We start from the raw sequence: 16520 nt of genomic DNA, 5'->3' as shown, positions 1-16520 counted from the left end.
CGACCACAGAAGGGGGGAGTCATGGCCAAGACCGCACTCATCACCGGCGTGACCGGGCAGGACGGCTCGTACCTGTCCGAGCTGCTGCTCGACAAGGGGTACACCGTCCACGGGCTCATACGTCGTTCGTCGAGTTTCAACACCGAGCGCATCGACCACATCTACCAGGGGCCGGAGGAAGCGGACCGCTCCTTCGTGCTGCACCACGCGGATCTCGCGGACGGTGTCGCCCTGGTGAATCTGCTGCGCGAGATCCAGCCCGACGAGGTCTACAACCTCGGCGCCCAGTCGCACGTCCGGGTCTCCTTCGACGCGCCCCTCTACACGGGTGACGTCACCGGTCTCGGCGCGATCAGGCTGCTGGAGGCGGTGCGCGCCAGCGGTATCGACACCCGCGTCTACCAGGCGTCTTCCTCCGAGATGTTCGGCTCCACCCCGCCCCCGCAGAACGAGGGGACGCCGTTCCACCCGCGCAGCCCGTACAGCGTGGCCAAGGTGTACGCGTACTGGGCCACGGTCAACTACCGCGAGGCGTACGGCATGTTCGCGGTGAACGGCATCCTCTTCAACCACGAGTCCCCGCGCCGGGGCGAGACCTTCGTGACCCGGAAGATCACCCGGGGGGTGGCCCGCATCAAGGCGGGGCTCCAGGACCGTTTGCACCTGGGGAATCTCGACGCGGTACGCGACTGGGGGTACGCCCCCGAGTACGTGGACGCGATGTGGCGGATGCTGCAGCGCGACACTCCCGACGATTATGTGGTGGCGACCGGCGAGGGGGTCAGCGTCCGGCAGTTCCTGGAGCACTCCTTCGCCCATGCCGGTCTGGACTGGCGCGAGCACGTGCGGTACGACGCGAAGTACGAACGCCCCAGCGAGGTGGACGCGTTGATCGGTGACGCCTCCAAGGCGGAGGAGTTGCTGGGCTGGAAGCCGGAGGTGCGGTCGATGGAGCTGGCGCGCATCATGGTCGACGCGGACGTCCGGTTGCTGGAGGCGCAGCTCAGCGGCGCAGCCGTGCGGGTGGACCGATGAGCGTGCCACCCCGCCCCCGCCGGAGCCGGGGCGGGGTGTGCGCTACGGTGCTGGTGCTGGCGGCGGGGGTGCTCTCCGCCTCGGCGGCGGCCGCTCCCCCGGCCGCCGCGCTGACCGCTCCGGTCGGATTCACCGCCGACAATCTCTCCACCTACCAGACCAACGGCATCGTCTGGGCGCTGGCGGAGGCGAACGGGGTCGTCTACGCGGGCGGCACCTTCTCCCAAGTCCGGCCCGCCGGGGTGGCCGCGGGCGGCACCGGTTCGGCCCCCGCGGTCAACTTCGCCGCCTTCAACGCCGCGACGGGGGCTCCGGCCGGCTGCCCACTCTCCTTCACTCGCAGCAGCGGCACGGCCACGGTGCGGGCGTTCGCGCTCTCGCCGGACAAGACGACTCTCTACGCGGGCGGTTACTTCAACGCGGTCAACGGCACGTCCGCCAACGGCCTGGTCGCCGTCAACACCGCGAACTGCACGGTGCGACCGGGGTTCGCTCCCAACTTCGGGGCGACGGTGCGGGCGTTGGACGTGGCGGCGGACGGCACGGTGTACGCGGGCGGGGACTTCCAGACGGTCAACGGCAGTGCCCGGCGCTTCTTCGGGGCGGTGACCCCGGCGGGCGCGCTGACGGCGTGGAATCCGGACGCGGACGACCCCGGGCGGGCGCTGAAGGTCACCCCGGACGGCGCCTCGGTTCTGATCGGGGGGGACTTCACCACGGTGGGCGGTACCGCGACGCACGCGCTCGCGGTGACGGACGTGGCGTCCGGCGCGCTCACCCACACCTACCCGGACGGCTTCGTCCCGGCGTCCGCCGTCATCAAGGGCATCGTGACGGACGAGGCCTCCGGCGGCTGGTACGTCGCGGGCGAGGGCATGGGGGGAAACTCCTTCGACGGGCGTCTCGCCATGGAGCTGGAGGGATTCGGCCAGCGCTGGCGCGACACCTGCCAGGGCGCCACGCAGGCGGTCCGGGTCTACCGGGGTGTGCTGTACGCGGGCAGCCATGTGCACGACTGCTCCACCATGGGCGAGTTCCCGAACCAGGTCCGCAAGCATCTGACCGCCCAGTCGGTGGACGACCCGGCGATGCTGGGATGGCTGCCGGACACCAATGACGGCATCGGAGAGCCGGTCGGTCCGCGCGCGCTGACCGTGTCGAGCCGGGACGGGCGCGACTTCCTCTGGGTGGGCGGCGAGTTCACCGCCGTCAACGGCTCCTCCCAGCAGGGGCTGACCCGGTTCGCGAGCTCCCCGGACACGGGTGCGCCCGCCGTACCGGTGGTGAGCGCGTCCTCGCCCCGGGCCGGGCAGGTGAAGGTCGCCTGGCGTTCCTCGCTGGACCTGGACGACTCCTCGCTGACCTACCGGGTCTACCGCAACGGCGCGACGGCGCCGGTGTTCACCACCACGGGCTCCTCGCTGTTCTTCAGCCGTCCGCAGCTGACCTTCACCGACACGGGCGTGGTGGCCGGGCAGACGTACACGTACCGGGTCAGCGCGAGTGACGGGACCAATACCAGCGCCCGGTCCGCCGCCGTCTCCGTCACTGCGGCCTCCTCCGCCTCTCCGTACCAGGAGCGCGTCCTGGCGGACGGTGCCGAGCTGTACTGGCGCTACGACGAGGCGGGCGGGGCCTTCGCCGCCGACACCTCGGACGGGCTCGACGGCGGCGTCTACGCCAACGCGCCGGCGTACCGGGCGGCAGGGGCGGTGGCCGGTTCGACCGCGCTGGGCCTCAACGGCACGGACGAGTACGTCTACAGCGACCGGCTGCACCACTACACCTCGCCGTCGCCGTACTCGGCCGAGACCTGGTTCCGTACGACCTCGACGACCGGGGGCCGGATCATCGGCTTCGGGAACAACATCGGTACCGCCCAGGGGCACACCAGCAGCATCTCCGACAAGCTCGTCTACCTGACCGACGACGGCCGGCTCGCCTTCGGAGTCCAGTCCGGCGCCACCCGGCCGACGATCACCACCGCCGCCGGCTACAACGACGGCGCCTGGCACCACGTGGTCGCCACCCAGGGTCCGGCGGGCATGGTGCTGTACGTGGACGGCGAGACCGCCGGCACCGCCCCGGCGACCGGGAGCCGTTCGTACAACGGCTACTGGCGGGTCGGCGGCGACGCCATGAACAACGCCTGGCCGAACCGTCCGACCAGTGGCTACCTCGCCGGACAGGTGGACGAGACCGCCGTCTACCCGACCGCCCTGACCGCGGCGCAGGTCGCCGAGCACTACGACCTGGCGGACGCGCCGCCCGTTCCCGGCGGCGGTAACGGCGGCGGGAACGGTGGTGAGGGCACCACGGTCACGCTCGCCCCGGTGGAGGACGCGTACGTCAACGGCGTCGCCCCGAACACGAACTACGACGACACCCAGCTAGCCTCGCGCGGCACCACCGCCTACCTCGGCTATCTCCGCTACGACCTGCCGGCGGCCCCCGCCGGCCAGGTGCTCAAGGGCGCCCGGATCGATTTCCGCACCTCCTCGGACTCGACGGCGGGTTCCGCCGAGAGTCATCAGGTGGTGCCGGTGACCGGTGCCTGGACCGAATCGACGGTCACCTACAACACCCGGCCGGCGCTCGGTGCGACCGTGCTGGGGACCATCACCGGCGCGACGGCGGTCTCCACCGACTACACGGTGGCGCTCGACGCGTCGGCCCTGAGCGGGGCCCTCGGCTCCGCGACCTCTCTCGCCCTGACCAACACGGGTACGGACAGCCTTCGTATCTGGTCGAGCGAGATCTCCACCGCGGCCTACCGGCCGCAGCTGGTTCTCACCTTCGGAGCTGAATGATGAACGGACGTACGGGGCAGAGATCCGCCGGACGCGGCCGCAGGCGCGCCGCTTCCGCCGCTCTCTGCCTACTGGCCGGAGCCCTGACCGCGACAGCGGTCGGGACTTCCCCGGCGGCTTCGCTGACGCCGCCGGTGTCGATCACCGCCGACGATCTCTCCACTTGGCAGACGAACGGCATCGTCTGGTCGATGGCCGCGAACGCCGGCGTGGTCTACGCCGGCGGCACCTTCTCCACCGTGCGTCCGCCGGACGCCGCCTCCGGCACCTCGGAGACTCCTGCGGTGAACTTCGCCGCGTTCGACGCGGCGACGGGCGCACCGACCGGCTGCTCCCTGTCGTTCACGCTCTCCTCGGGCACCGCGACCGTGCGCGCCCTCACCCTCTCCCCGGACGGGAAGACCCTCTACGCGGGCGGTCAGTTCGGGTCGGTCAACGGCGTCGGAGTCAGCAACATCGCGGCGATCGACACGGCGACCTGCACCCCGCGCAACGACTTCAAGATCGCCGTATCGGCGACCGTCCGGGCCATCGCGGTCACCGCCGACACCGTCTACCTGGGCGGTGACTTCAACAGCGTGGGCGGCCAGACCCGCAACAAGTTCGCCGCCGTCACCACCGGCGCCGACCTGCTGCCGTTCACCGCCAACGCCGATGAGGTCGCCCGCGCGCTCGAGGTGACCCCGGACGGGCAGCACGTGGTGCTCGGCGGGGACTTCTTCACCGTCAACGGCACCACCTCGCACGCACTCGCCGTGGTGGACGCGACGACCGGCGCCGTGACGACGGCCTACCCGGGCTTCATCCCCAACACCTCCACGGTGCAGGACCTCACCTCGGACGCGACCGGCTTCTACACCGCCAACGAGGGCACCGGCGGCGGAGTGTTCGACGGGCGTATCGCGGTCGATCTGGACGACTTCCAGCAGCGGTGGCGGGACACCTGCCTGGGTGCCACCCAGGCCGTGCTGGTCCACTCGGGGGTGCTCTACAGCGGGAGTCACGCCCACGACTGCTCCAGCATGGGCGAGTTCCCCGACCAGCCGCGCAAGCACCTGCTGGCCCAGTCGGTGGACAACCCGCAGTTGTTGCCCTGGTTCCCGGACACCAACGACGGCATCGGTGAGCCGGTCGGCCCCCGGGTGATGGCGCAGACGGACACCGGCGGCCACCACTACCTCTGGGTCGGCGGCGAGTTCACCACCGTCAACGCGGCGGCCCAGCAGGGACTGACCCGCTTCGCGGACGGCCCCGACACGGGCGCCCCGTGGGTGCCCAACGTCCAGCTCTCCACGGTCGTACCGGGGCAGATCGACGTCAACTGGCAAGCCAGCTCGGACACCGACGACGGAGTGCTGACCTACCGGGTCTACAAGGACGGCGCCGCCACCCCGGTGTACACCACGACCGGGACCTCCCTCCCCTGGGACCGGCCGCAACTGCGCTGGACGGACACCGCCGTGGCGGCCGGCGAGACCCACTCGTACCGGATCACCGCGAGCGACGGCACGAACACCAGCGCCAAGTCCCCCGCCCTGTCGGCCACCGTGGCCTCGGCCGCCGAGGCGTACCCGGCGAAGGTGCTGGCCGACGGCGCGTCGCTCTACTGGCGTTACGACGAGGGCACGTCGACCTTCGCGGCGGACACCGGGGCCGGCCTGGACAACGGGTTCCTGCGCAACGCCCCGTCCTACCGGCAGACCCCGGCCGCGGTCGCGGGCGCGTCCACGGCGATCGGTTTCAACGGCACCGACGAGTACGCGTACAGCAACCGCAAGCACGCCCAGCCGGGCGCCTTCTCCGTCGAGACCTGGTTCAAGACGACCACGACGAAGGGCGGCAAGCTCATCGGCTACGGCAACCTGACGATGCAGAACAGCACGAACTACGACAAGCACATCTACATGAGAGACGACGGACGGCTGGTGTTCGGCGTCCACGACGGCTCCACCCGCACCGTCTCCACCCCGGCCGCCTACAACAACGGCGCGTGGCACCACGTCGTCGCCACCCAGGGCAGCGGGGGCATCGCCCTCTACGTGGACGGCGTCCTGCGGGCGTCCAACTCCGCCTACAAGAACAACCAGAACTTCCAGGGGTACTGGCGGGTCGGCGGCGACACCCTCAGTGGCTGGCCGAACGCCCCGACCAGCGCCTTCTTCGCCGGGCAGCTCGACGAGACCGCCGTCTACCCGACCGCGCTGAGCGGTACGCAGATCGCCGCGCACTACGCCCTCGGGACGGGCGGATGAAGAACCCGCTCCTGGCCGGCGCCGCCGTCGTCATCCTGACGGCGGCGCTGGCCGCGTGCGGCTCGTCCGACGACGGGAACGGCCCGGGGGCCGCGGACGCACTGCGTTCCGCGGCCCCCGGGCCCTCCGTCCCAGGACCCTCCGCCGCGGCACCGACCCACGACACACAGGCGGGCACGGACACCTCCGGCACCGACGCGGCCGCGACACCGACCGCCGAGGGCCCCAAGGTGCCCAGCGCCGGACTCACGCCCGCCACGGGCACGTTCACCAAGAAGGAGAAGGAGTACCTCACCGACCGGGTGCCCCGGGGCATGGACCCGGCCGCCGTGCTCCAGACGGGCCAGGAGACCTGCGACAAGCTCGACTTCCTGGTCAAGGCGGACCGGCGGATCGCCGTGGGCTCCATCGTCACGGGCGAGGTGCCCGACGCGGCACCGGCGGTGGCCCACCTGTGCACCGGACATCAGGATCTCGTCGACGAGGCCGCGCTCGGCTACGCGGACGGTGCCCACACCGGCAGAGAACTGCGGGCCGGGGTCTACCGTTCGGTCTCCCCCACCGCCGCCTGCACCTGGCAGACCGAGGGGGCCGCCGGCAAGGTGCTCGACCAGGGTTCCTCGGCGACCGGCCGACCCGTGCGCATCACCCTCCCCCCGGCCGCCCGTACCTTCACCTCCACAGGCTGCTACGCCTGGCTGCCCGAAGGAGACAAGCGTTGAGCAAGCTGCCCATCGCCGTGGCGATCCCCACCAAGAACGAGGGCCTCAACATCGCCGAGGCGGTGAAATCCGTGCTCGGCCACTTCGAGGCGGTGGTCGTGGTGGACTCGCACAGCACCGACGACACGGCGAAGATCGCCGCCGAGTGCGGCGCGGAGGTGGTCGAGTACACCTGGGACGGCGGCCACCCCCGGAAGAAGCAGTGGTGTCTGGAGAACGTCCGCACGGACATCGACTGGATCCTGGTGCTCGACGGCGACGAGCGGCTCAGCCCCGGGCTGCTCGCCGAACTCCGGTCGATATTCGCCGATCCCGCCGCACCGAAGCCCGCCGCGTACGACATCCCGCTCGGCTACTGGTTCTCCGGCAAGCGGCTGAAGCACGGATACACCATCCGCAAACGGTCCCTGACCGACCGCACCCGCTGCGCCTACCCGGAGGTCGGCGACCTCGCGGCGCCCGGCATCGGCGAGGTGGAGGGCCACTACCAGCCCGTCGCCGACTCCGCCCAGGCGCTGCGGAATCCGATCGAGCACCAGGACCTCGACCCGGTGACCGCGTGGTTCGAGCGGCACAACCGGTACTCCGACTGGGAGGCGTGGCTGGAGCACCACCCCGACGTCAAGGAGCAGGTGCGGCGGGTCAAGTCCCGTCAGGGGCAGCTGTTCCACAAGGCGCCGTTCAAGCCGCTGGTGTCGTTCGCGTACATGTACCTCTACCGGCGTGGGTTCCTGGACGGCCGGGCGGGACTCGACTTCGCCCTGGCCATGAGCTTCTACCGCTGGCAGATCGCCCTCAAGTCCCGGGAGCGGCTGCAGGGCTGAGCTTCGTCGGAGTGAACGGGCCGGGGGCCGCGCGAGGTCGGCGCGACCCCCGGCCGCGTCTCCGGCCGCGTCCCGTCCCCGTCCTGGCCACCCACGGGCGGCAACCGGGGTCCCGGTTGCCGCCCGTGTCGTTCAGCAGGTCAGGCCGTGCTGCCCGGACGGGTCCGGCGCTTGCGGACGGTGAGGGCCAGCGCGCTCCCCGCGAGCAGCGTCAGCGCAGCGGTCGCCGCGATCGCCGGCGTGGAGCCGCTGCCGGTGGAGGCCAGCGTCCCCGAGGCCCTCGGCGAGGCCGTTCCGGCCTTGCCGTCGGCGGACGTGTTCCGGACCCCCGCGCTCTGGGTGTCCACGCCCGAGGACGTGGCGGTGGGCCCGGGAGTGGCGGCGTCCGAGGAGGACGTCTTCACCGTGATCCTCGCGACGTTGTTCGCCTTCTCGGTGTCGGCGTCCAGATCACCTCCGTACACCGTGGTGACGGTGACCTTGCCGGAGGTCGTGGCCGGAGCGCTCTCGCCGACCTTCACGGTGAACGGAAGCTTCAGCGTCTCGCCCACCGTGAACGGCGAGTCCACCGCGCAGACGTACTCCGGGGCGCCGGGCGTGTGCTCGCCCATGCCGCCGCCCGTCCACACACCGCACTTCGGCGGGATCGTCACTGCGGTGGTGCCCTGCGGAATCTCGACCAGGATGCCGATCTGGGCGTCGGAGTTCACGAGGTTGAAGTCCGCCGGTCCGTTGTTGCGGACCTTCGCGGTCAGCACGACCTCGTCGCCCGGGTCGGCTTCGGCGGTGGAGCCGGTGACCTTGATGTCGGCCGTGTTGTCCACCTCGATCTGCCACTGGGCGTGATCGGTCCGCACGGCCGGCGGTTTGCCGTCCTCGACGAGTCCGAGCACCGGTCCGGTGGAGGCGGCCGTCTTCGGGACGGAGGTGGACACGGCGGCGATCTCGTAGTCGACGAGCTCGTGGAGCGCGGTGGGCTTCACGGCGATCCCGACCGGTGACGAGAGGCGGTATGCCTTGCCCGGCTCGACCGGCGTGGTGAGGTGGCAGACCGCACGGTCCAGGGACTGTCCGTGCGCCGCGGGGATGTCCGTGCTCTTCCCGTAGGTGCAGTTGGAGAACTTCTGCGCGAAGCCCAGACCGCGGGTGGTGGCGAGCGTGAGGTCCACCTGGTCGGCCACGAGGGAACCGGAGTTGGAGATCCTGATGGGGGCGTTCAGGGCCGAGCCGGGCTCGACGTCCCGGACATCCGGAATCCGCTCGATACCGAGATCCACCGCGCCGACGGTGACCCTGACCGTCATCTCCTCGACCGTCGCGTTCGACGAGGTCGCGAAGAGCCGCGCCGTGCCCGTGGTCCCGAGCGGGGCGTCCGGCTTGGCGTTCAGGTCGAGGATGCCGCCGTGGAATCCATCGGGAGCGATGTCGTGGGCGGGCCACGAGCAGAGGTCGCCCACGCACGTGGAGTCGAGGTCCGTGAACGCGGAGATGCCGGAGGCGTCGATGGTGACGACCACGTCCTCGGCGGTACCGCCGTCCGCGTCGCCCTCCAGCCCCCAGCTGATCTGCGGCGGGTCCGAACGGTCGGCGGGCTGCGGCAGCCCCACCTCGGAACGCGTGACCGTGAACTTCAGCGCGGGCCCGTCCTGGGCCTGAGCCGGAGCCCCCACCAGAACCGTCCCGAACAGGGCGGCGGCCGCGAGCGCGAGCGCTGCGGGCCAAGCACGCCGAGGAACTGATGACATCTGGACTTTCCCCTCCGATTGGCCGGAGTTGGTGCACCGGCTGCCTCGTGTGACGAGCCGGGGTGCCAGATGGTTGTGCCGGTCACCTACGGCGGTGTGGATCACACGGCCGTAGGTGACCGGCCCGGCGCCGGCTTTCCCGGCAACCGGGAGAAGATCCCGGCCGGTCAGCTCCGGCGTCGCCGGCGGCTCACCACGTCCTCGTAGGTCCGGCGCAGGGTGGCGGTGACCACGTCGATGGTGAAGTCGGCGTTGACCAGGTCCCAGGCGGCCTTGCCCGCCTCGTCGGCGGCGCCGGGCTCCAGCAACTCCAGGACGGCACCGGCGACCTTGGCGGCGTTCGCCGCGTCCTCGCCCACCCGGCTGTCGATCACCCGGCCCGCCCCGGCCTTCGCCACGTCGGGGGCGAGGCCGCAGGTGCGGGTGATGACGACCGGGGTACCGACCGACATCGCCTCCAGCACCGAGACGCCCAGCGGCTCCTCGATGGAGGGGAGCACGTACACGTCGGCCTCGCGCCCCGCCGCCAGGACCTCCTCGTGCCCGAGCGGGCCCACGTGGTCGAGGGAGCCGGTCACGCCGAGCCTCTCCGCCAGCGCCAGCGTGCCCGCCAGCGCCCCGGTGTCCGGGCCCGCCAGCACGAAGCGGGCGTCCGGGTGCTCGGCGAGCACGGCGGGCATCGCGGCGACGAAGTCCTCGGGCCTCTTGCGCTCCTGGACCCGGGCGAGGAAGAGGACCGTGGGTGGCCGGCCGGGCTCGCGGGCCGGCTTGCGCTCCTGGGGGCGTACCCCGTTCACCAGGCGGACCGTGCGGGTGAGGGCGACCGGTGCGGCCACCGCGTTGACGTCGAGGCGTTCCGTCTCGGTGAGGTGCAGGACGGCGTCGGCCTCGCGCAGCACCTTCCGTACGCCGAGCAGGTCGGTCAGCTTGGCCACCGGCTTCTCGGTCGGGTCGATCATGCCGTGGGTCTGCACGACCAGCGGGGTGCGGGTCGCGAGCGCGAGGAGCGCCACGGGCAGGGTCACCAGGTCCCTCATGAGGTGGACATGAACGAGGTCGACGTCCCGCATGGCCCGGCGGGCGGCGCGCAACAGGGCGAGGGAGGTGATCCCGCTGACCTCGAACATCGGCAGTACGTGCCGGGCCCGGTGGAGGAGGGCGGGAACCCCCTCGATCTCCTTGGGCGGTTCGCCGGGGCCGAAGCCGTCCCCCAGAGCCATGACGCGGGCATCGTCCCCGGCCGCGCGCTGCACCTTGGACAGGTTGAGCGCCACCCGGGTGGGCCCGCCGAAGGCGTGGTCCGGGGTGTGCAGCGTGACGACGTGCAGGATTTTCACCAGGGTTCCCCTCAACCTCGGTCGATGTGCACAGAGTATCCAACGTGCCTGCACAAGTAAGGTGGTTCGTCAGGGTGTTCGCAGGTCCACGGAACGGGGGGCGCATGACGTCCGTGTACGACACGGCTCCGGCCGCCAGGGCCCGCGCGGCCACCTCCTACGGGCGGTTGGAACCCGTGGCGAGGCCGCTCGCCTGGGCGATGCTCTCGCGCGCGCTCGCGGTGCCGCTGATCCTGGGCCTGGTGGTCTTCCTGCCCGCGGTGATCGCGGCGCAACCGGGCACCGGCGCCAGGGACGTCGTCTTCTGGCTGCAACTGGTTCTGACCTGCTATGCGGGCGCCCGTCTGGCGACGATGATCCTCTCCACCCGGCGCCGGCTGCTCCAGGGCGTCTTCTGGATGTTCGTGTACATCGCGATGGGTGTCGCGCCGCTCGCACAGGCGGTCATCGGGAAGACGCCGACTCCCCTGGTGGGACCCCGCTCGGACCTGGTGACGGCGACCGCGATGATCCTGGTCGGGTGCTCGGCGTTCGACCTGGGCGCGCTGCTGGCGTCCCGGCGACCGCTGCGCCGCCGGTCCTCCTCCTCGCGGGCGCGGCGCGGCCGCCCGGCGGTCGCGAACCGCACCCGGCTGCGGCTGCTGCTGCTGGTGGCGTTCGCGGCGAGCGGTTACTACGTGGTGAAGCTCGGCGGTCCCGCGATCTTCTTCAGCAGCCGCCAGGAGATCAGCGCGTCCGTGGCGCAGAGCGGGGTCGCCTCCTCCGAGTCGAACGTCGGCTCGGCATTCCTGAAGGGCTTCGGCACGGTACCCGCGCTGCTGGCCCTGCTCTTCTGGACACGCCGTCTGGTGACGTCCCGCAGGGCCCGCCGCTCGCCGTCGACGGTGCTGGCGTGGACCGGGCTCGTCCTGCTCAACCTGATCGTGAACAACCCCATATCCAACGCGCGTTACTGGTTCCTCACGGTGCTCGTCTCGCTGCTCTTCACCGCGTTCCCGAGCAGTGCGGCGGTGTACCGGACGGTGCTGGCGATGGGCGTGGTGGGTGCGCTGGTGCTCTTCCCGTACGCGGACCGGTTCCGGTACGACGACAGCGGCTACCGGCCGGTGCAGTCGGCCTCGGCCTTCGAGCCGCTGGCGACCAAGGACTACGACCAGACGGTCATGTTCGCCAACACCATCGCCTGGGTGGACACCCGGGGCCACACGTACGGCCGCCAGTTCGCGGGCTCGGCGCTCTTCTTCGTGCCGCGCGCGGTGTGGAGCGGGAAGCCCGAGGACACCGGGGTCCGGGTGGGGCAGTGGATGGGGATGAACATGACCAACCTCTCGGCCCCGCTGTGGACCGAGTTCTGGGTGGACTTCGGCCCGGCCGGAATGGTGGCGGGTCTCGCGCTGATCGGATACCTCGCCGCGCGTACCGACCGCCGGTACGCGCGCGCGGTCACCCGGGCCGGGCCGGGGCCGGGCAGTGTGCTGGCCATCGCCGCACCGCTGGTGGCGGGCTACACCTTCATCCTGTTGCGCGGCCCGCTGCTCCAGTCGGTGGGGAAGCTCGCCATCGCGGCGCTCTGCCTCGCGTTCGTGACCACGTTCACGGAGCGGAGCGCACCGCGGTCGCGCTGACGGCTGCCGTACCGGCTCCGCCGGTACGGCGCAGCCGGGCGACCCGGGTCCAGGTGGCGACCGCCTTGCAGACGGAGCCCAGGCAGAGCCCCCAGGCGGCGCCGGTGACCCCGGCAGCCAGGTAGCCGGCGATCAGGAAGACGACGGCGGCGAGCGAGAACACCACCTGGATGGAGAGCGTGGTCCGCGGGTCGAGCATCCGCAGGGCGAGCAGCCCGCAGGTGCCGAAGGCCATCGCCGCGTACTGGCTGCCGGTCGCGGGCAGGAGGGCGGCGGCGGAGGGCCACGTGTCGCCCAGGAGCTGCGCGCCGACCCGGTCGGGGAGCAGCGCGAGGACGGTGGCCCAGAGTGCGGCGGTCGCGGCGAGCACCCCGGCGAGCGCGGCGGTGGCCCGGGTCCGGCGCCGTTCGTCGCCGACCCGGGAGAGCAGCGGCGGCCCGAAGCTGGTGGCGGAGGTGAACAGGACGTTGAGCGGCCCGAAGAGGGTCGTCGCGCCGCGCAGGGCGCCCACCACGAGCGGGCTGCCGACCGTGCCGAGTCCGAGTACGGAGAGCTGGCTGGTGGCGTTGCCGACCCCGAACTCCACGACGAACCGCTGCCCCAGATGCCCACGCCGCAGGTAGGGCCGCAGGGCGGTGCGCGCTCCGGCGGTGCGGCTCCGCAGCAGGACGGCGGAGAGCAGCAGTGCCGGGAGGGCGGACAGCCCCCAGACGGCGACCAGCCGCGCCGCCCCGGCACCGTGGCTCTGCGCCCCGAGGGCGCCCAGGACGCAGGCGAGGCGGACCAGGTCGGCGGCGAGGGCGAGGTGCGGCAGCCGGAGGGTGGAGAAGGCGTACCGCATCGCGTCCTGGCCGAGGACGACCGGCAGGACGAGTCCGAGCGCCAGGAGAGCGCGGGCGGTCCCGCCGGGGACGAGCAGGGCTCCGCCGGCGAGGAGGGCACCGAGCACGGCCGCGGCGATCAGGGCGAAGGCGACCGCGGACCGGCAGGCGTTCCGGGCCGCCGCCCCGCCGTCCCGGGTCAGGACGAGCGGCTGGCCCGTGTAGGCGCCGAAGACGCCGAGCAGCACGGTGAAGACCAGGTAGACCGCGGAGAACCGGGCGAAGTCGGCGACGGTGGAGAGCCGGGCCGCGGCGACCAGTACCAGGATGTTGGTGAGCGCGGCGATCCCCTGGTCGGCGACGGAGCTGACGACCGCGCCGCGGGCCCTCACCGGCGGGCGGGCGGCACGGTGAAGGTGCGCAGCCCCATGGTCTCGGCGGGGTCGCCGGTGATCTCGGGCCGGTCGGTGTCCTCCGAATCCGGTCCCTGGCCCCCGTCGCCGCCGCCCCGGTGACCGGCGGAGCTCTGGTGCCTCCTGCGCTCCTTGCGGACCCGTCGGGTGGCTCCGGGGTGGAGGAGTACGCCGAGCAGGTGGCCGCCGGCCGCGCCGACGACCTCGCGGATGCGTTCCAGGTCGCTGCGGTGCACCTCTCGCGGATCGCAGACGATCATGACGCCGCCCACCCGGTCCAGGAGGGCGACGGCGTCGGCGTACGACAGGATCGGCGGGGCGAGCACGATGACGACGGCTCCGGGCGCGTCCGCCTCGGCGACGATGTGTCCGACCGGAGCCGAGGTGAGCGCTCGGGGGACGTTGTCCACCTGGGCGCCCGCCACCAGGGCGAAGGCGCCGGAGCCCGGCACGTCGACGTTGGTACGGCTGCCGGCGGGCCAGCCGCGCTTGTCGTCCGAGGCCCACCGGGGCCGGGGCTCGCTGACCGCCGGGCCGAGGTCGCGGGCGAGGGAGGGGGTCCGCAGGTCCGCTTCGACGAGGAGGACGTTGCGGCCCATCTCGGCGAAGGCGGCGGCGATGTTGGCCGCCGCGGCGGCCGCGGCCGAGTTGTCGCCGCGCGGGGCGGTGACCAGCAGCCTGCGGTTGTCGGCGAAGACGGGGTCGTAGGCGAGCCGGAAGGCCACGGCGCGGTACTCCTCCGCGAGCCTGCTGCCGCCGCGCCCGATGGCGAGCAGGGCCGTGGCGGCGGCGCGCTCCTTGGGGAGGGTGCCGAGCAGGGGGGCGCTGAGCGAGCGGACCAGCTCGTGGGTGGAGCGTACGGTCGGGTCGAAGACGAGACGGACCCAGGAGAGCAGCAGTCCGAGGGCGAGCCCCACGACTCCGCCGAGGCCGAGCAGGAGCGGGAGGCCCGCGCCGGTGGGCTTGGTGGGCGCCACCGGCTTCTTGTTGAGGTAGCCGGGGGTCGCGTCCAGCGCCTTCAACTCGGATATCTTCCGGCTGAGTTCGGAGATGGAGACGATGAGGCTCGCGCGGGCGCTGGTGATGTCGTCGGCGGTGCTGGAGCCGATCTGCTCCTCCAGCTGGTCGCGCTTCTGCTCCAGCGGTTTGAGCTGGGCGCGGTAGCCGTTCGCCATGTTCTCGATGCTGTCCTCGGTCAGCTGCTTCCGGTTGGCCAGGTAGGCCGTGGCGAGGGCCTCGGCACGGGCCCGCGACTCCTGCGGGGTGCTGCCGGTGTAGGTGAAGCGGAGGGTGAGGGTGTTCGGCGGGTTGGTGACCTGGAGCCCGGCGAGCAGGTCGCGGGAGGAGACCTTGTCTCCGTGGGCCGCCAGGGAGCGGGCGGCGAGGGTGCCGACGGTGTCGCTGACGGCGGTCTGGCGTTCGGAGCCGATGTTGATGGCCTTGTCGGCGGAGGCCCCGGTGGCGAAGGGGTCGGCGGTCGCCGAGCGGACCAGCACCTCGCCGGTGGCCGAGTAGGTGTCGTCGCCCGCGACGGCGAGGTAGCCACCGCCGAGGAGCCCGACGAGCACCCCGGTGGCGAGCAGGCTTCGGTAGCGCAGGAGTTGGCGGAACTGGTCGCGCAGGAGCGCCGGCTCGTCCTGGTCGTCCAGGGCCCGGATCGGATGGGTCATCGGCGTGTGCTCCCTTGTGCGTTCCCGAGTGCCTCGGCGAGCAGGTCGTCGAAGCGGGCGAGCCCCGCCTCGCGGCTCAGGTGCTGTGCGACATAGATGGCTCCCCGCGCGCCGAGCCGGTCGGCCGCCGTGCGGTCGGCGGCCAGCTCGCGTACGGCGGTGAGCAGGGCGGCCGGGTCCTCGGGGCGTACCAGCACTCCGGCGCCGGAACGGCGTACCTCCTCGGCGGTGCCGCCCCCGTCGGCCACGGAGGCGACGACGGGCCGTCCGGAGACGAAGTAGGAGGTGAGTTTGGAGGGGACGCTCATGTCGAGGACGGAGGCGCGCTGGGTGACGGCCAGGACGTCGGCGGCGGCGAGGACGTCGGTGAAGTCCTCGGCCGCGGCGGGCGGCAGGAAGTCGAGATTGGCGAGCCCGGCGGCCCGGGCGCTCAGTTCCTCGCGCTGGTTCCCGTCGCCCATCAGGACGACCCGGACGTCCGGCGCCAGTCGGGCGAGGTCGACGAGCACGTCGAGTCCCTGTTTCAGCCCCATGTTCCCCGAGTGGAGCAGGACGGGGGTGTCCGGTTGCCAGCCGAGGCGGGTGCGGGTGGCCGCCCGGTCGGCCGTGGGCCCTTGTACGTGGGTCCAGTTGGGGACGGTACGGATGCGGGCGGGGTCCACGCCGAGCGCGGTCACGCCGGGCACGAAGCTCTCGTGGATCACGCCGACCAGTGCCGCGCCGCGCAGCGCGTACCGCTCCGCCGCGGCCGCGGCGGACGCCGCCCTGCCCCCGCCCCGGATACCGCTCTGCGCAGCGGCGGCGCCCATCAGGTCCTGGACCACGGGTATGTACGGAACCCGGTGGCGGCGGGCGATCCGGGCACCGATGACACCCCCGGCGAGGCTCGGCATCTGGGCGACGACGGCGTCCGGGCGGCCGGGCGGCGGGGCGAGCAGGCCGTGGCCGAGGACGGTGAGTTCGAAGAGTCCGCGGCGCAGGGCGGTCTGCCGGGGTGGTACGTAGTGGCGTCGCCGGTGGACGTGGACCCCCTCGCGGTCCTCCGTGGTGCGCCAGACGCCCCGGTAGCCCTCGTCGGTGCGCCAGGACGGGTAGTGCGGCATCCCGGTGAGCACGTCGGTGCGCGCGGTGGTGGCCGCCCAGTGTTCGGCGAGCTGGGTGGCGTAGGGGCCGATACCGGTCAGTTCCGGCGCGTAGTTGGTCGAGACCACCAGAATCCTGCGGTCGTGCAGTGGCGTACGTGGTGCGGCAGCGGACATCGGACGA

At 72.2% G+C, this 16520-nt stretch carries 11 protein-coding genes; 6 read left to right on the top strand and 5 right to left on the bottom strand.

What is annotated here, in order from left to right:
- The first annotated feature begins 21 nt into the window (after positions 1 to 21).
- Genes gmd through ACFYPN_RS07570 form a run of 5 tightly spaced genes read left to right on the top strand, consistent with a single transcriptional unit; the run spans position 22 to position 7643 of the window.
- A complete protein-coding gene (gmd, locus tag ACFYPN_RS07590; protein WP_358763133.1) occupies positions 22 to 1035 on the top strand; it encodes a GDP-mannose 4,6-dehydratase in 1014 nt (337 codons plus the stop codon).
- Positions 1032 to 3845, top strand: a complete 2814-nt coding sequence (locus ACFYPN_RS07585; protein ID WP_389297224.1) for a DNRLRE domain-containing protein — start codon at positions 1032 to 1034, stop codon at positions 3843 to 3845. Before gmd ends, ACFYPN_RS07585 begins: the two co-directional genes overlap by 4 nt.
- A complete protein-coding gene (locus tag ACFYPN_RS07580; protein ID WP_358763137.1) occupies positions 3842 to 6097 on the top strand; it encodes a LamG domain-containing protein in 2256 nt (751 codons plus the stop codon). The genes ACFYPN_RS07585 and ACFYPN_RS07580 overlap by 4 nt, the downstream gene beginning before the upstream one ends.
- Positions 6094 to 6819: a hypothetical protein gene (locus tag ACFYPN_RS07575; RefSeq protein WP_389297222.1), complete on the top strand. Its 726-nt coding sequence runs from the start codon at positions 6094 to 6096 to the stop codon at positions 6817 to 6819. Before ACFYPN_RS07580 ends, ACFYPN_RS07575 begins: the two co-directional genes overlap by 4 nt.
- Positions 6816 to 7643: a glycosyltransferase family 2 protein gene (locus ACFYPN_RS07570; RefSeq protein WP_358763140.1), complete on the top strand. Its 828-nt coding sequence runs from the start codon at positions 6816 to 6818 to the stop codon at positions 7641 to 7643. Before ACFYPN_RS07575 ends, ACFYPN_RS07570 begins: the two co-directional genes overlap by 4 nt.
- A 140-nt stretch (positions 7644 to 7783) precedes the next feature.
- On the opposite strand, the gene ACFYPN_RS07565 is transcribed toward ACFYPN_RS07570, so the two are convergent.
- A complete protein-coding gene (locus ACFYPN_RS07565) occupies positions 7784 to 9388 on the bottom strand; it encodes a hypothetical protein (protein WP_358763142.1) in 1605 nt (534 codons plus the stop codon).
- A gap of 167 nt (positions 9389 to 9555) precedes the next feature.
- Positions 9556 to 10725, bottom strand: coding sequence for a glycosyltransferase (locus ACFYPN_RS07560; RefSeq protein ID WP_358763144.1), 1170 nt, complete (start codon positions 10723 to 10725; stop codon positions 9556 to 9558).
- 104 nt (positions 10726 to 10829) lie between these two features.
- On the opposite strand from ACFYPN_RS07560, the gene ACFYPN_RS07555 reads away from it, so the two are divergent.
- The gene (locus ACFYPN_RS07555) at positions 10830 to 12350 is read left to right on the top strand and encodes a hypothetical protein (protein ID WP_389297219.1); all 1521 of its coding nucleotides are present in this window, start codon (positions 10830 to 10832) and stop codon (positions 12348 to 12350) included.
- On the opposite strand, the gene ACFYPN_RS07550 is transcribed toward ACFYPN_RS07555, so the two are convergent.
- Genes ACFYPN_RS07550 through ACFYPN_RS07540 form a run of 3 tightly spaced genes read right to left on the bottom strand, consistent with a single transcriptional unit; the run spans position 12319 to position 16513 of the window.
- Positions 12319 to 13563 carry a hypothetical protein gene (locus ACFYPN_RS07550; protein WP_358763146.1) on the bottom strand — a complete coding sequence of 415 codons (1245 nt, stop codon included), beginning with the start codon at positions 13561 to 13563 and terminating at the stop codon, positions 12319 to 12321. The genes ACFYPN_RS07555 and ACFYPN_RS07550 overlap by 32 nt on opposite strands.
- A complete protein-coding gene (locus ACFYPN_RS07545) occupies positions 13560 to 15254 on the bottom strand; it encodes a lipopolysaccharide biosynthesis protein (RefSeq protein WP_358763148.1) in 1695 nt (564 codons plus the stop codon). The genes ACFYPN_RS07550 and ACFYPN_RS07545 overlap by 4 nt, the downstream gene beginning before the upstream one ends.
- Positions 15251 to 16513, bottom strand: a complete 1263-nt coding sequence (locus tag ACFYPN_RS07540; protein ID WP_358763149.1) for a glycosyltransferase — start codon at positions 16511 to 16513, stop codon at positions 15251 to 15253. The genes ACFYPN_RS07545 and ACFYPN_RS07540 overlap by 4 nt, the downstream gene beginning before the upstream one ends.
- Positions 16514 to 16520 lie beyond the last annotated feature (7 nt).

It is taken from the genome of Streptomyces sp. NPDC005576, assembly GCF_042871745.1.
Classification (GTDB): Bacteria; Actinomycetota; Actinomycetes; order Streptomycetales; family Streptomycetaceae; genus Streptomyces.
This window is presented reverse-complemented; position numbering and strand designations above follow the sequence as displayed.

What these genes read in the sequence shown, in the direction of transcription:
- ACFYPN_RS07565 (WP_358763142.1), bottom strand. Translation starts at nt 9,388, where the DNA reads ATGTCATCAGTTCCTCGGCGTGCTTGGCCCGCAGCGCTCGCGCTCGCG.
- ACFYPN_RS07555 (WP_389297219.1), top strand. Translation starts at nt 10,830, where the DNA reads ATGACGTCCGTGTACGACACGGCTCCGGCCGCCAGGGCCCGCGCGGCC.
- ACFYPN_RS07575 (WP_389297222.1), top strand. Translation starts at nt 6,094, where the DNA reads ATGAAGAACCCGCTCCTGGCCGGCGCCGCCGTCGTCATCCTGACGGCG.
- ACFYPN_RS07545 (WP_358763148.1), bottom strand. Translation starts at nt 15,254, where the DNA reads ATGACCCATCCGATCCGGGCCCTGGACGACCAGGACGAGCCGGCGCTC.
- ACFYPN_RS07580 (WP_358763137.1), top strand. Translation starts at nt 3,842, where the DNA reads ATGATGAACGGACGTACGGGGCAGAGATCCGCCGGACGCGGCCGCAGG.
- ACFYPN_RS07540 (WP_358763149.1), bottom strand. Translation starts at nt 16,513, where the DNA reads ATGTCCGCTGCCGCACCACGTACGCCACTGCACGACCGCAGGATTCTG.
- ACFYPN_RS07585 (WP_389297224.1), top strand. Translation starts at nt 1,032, where the DNA reads ATGAGCGTGCCACCCCGCCCCCGCCGGAGCCGGGGCGGGGTGTGCGCT.
- gmd (WP_358763133.1), top strand. Translation starts at nt 22, where the DNA reads ATGGCCAAGACCGCACTCATCACCGGCGTGACCGGGCAGGACGGCTCG.